Below are 459 nucleotides of genomic sequence, written 5' to 3' on the forward strand. Positions count from 1 at the left end.
TTGAGGACCTCCAGCAGGAACGGTCCATCGCCTACACGACGGTGATGACCGTAATGGACAATCTCCATCAGAAGGGCTGGGTCCGCAGGGAAGTCGACGGCCGCGCATATCGATATACGGCCGTCTCCACCAGGGCCGCCTACTCGGCCGCACTGATGAACGAAGCCTGGTCCCGGAGCGACAACCCGGCCGCCGCCCTTGTCGCGTTCTTCGGCATGATGTCGCCCGAGCAGCGCGAAGCACTTCAGGACGCCGTCCGTATAGTTTCCCCCGGCCCGGCGGACAACTCCGCCGGCAATCCCCCCGACAATCCGACGACCGGCCCGGCGGCCGACGCGGCGGAACCGGCGGAACCGGCGGAACCGGCAGGGGCGGCCTCCGACGGACCTGCCCCGGCCGATGACACGGGGCCGGAGAGCGGGCGATAGCGTCTGGGGCATGTCCTCAGAGCAGCCGCAA

General features: G+C 68.4%; 1 protein-coding gene. It reads left to right on the top strand.

Features of this window, described 5'->3' with window-relative positions; translation table 11 throughout:
* Positions 1-428 (top strand): BlaI/MecI/CopY family transcriptional regulator (locus V2J85_RS40620; protein WP_330824393.1); only part of this gene is annotated, 428 nt, incomplete at its 5' end.
* Positions 429-459: the final 31 nt, after the last annotated feature.

This window comes from Streptomyces bugieae, assembly GCF_036352915.1.
GTDB lineage: Bacteria > Actinomycetota > Actinomycetes > Streptomycetales > Streptomycetaceae > Streptomyces > Streptomyces endophytica.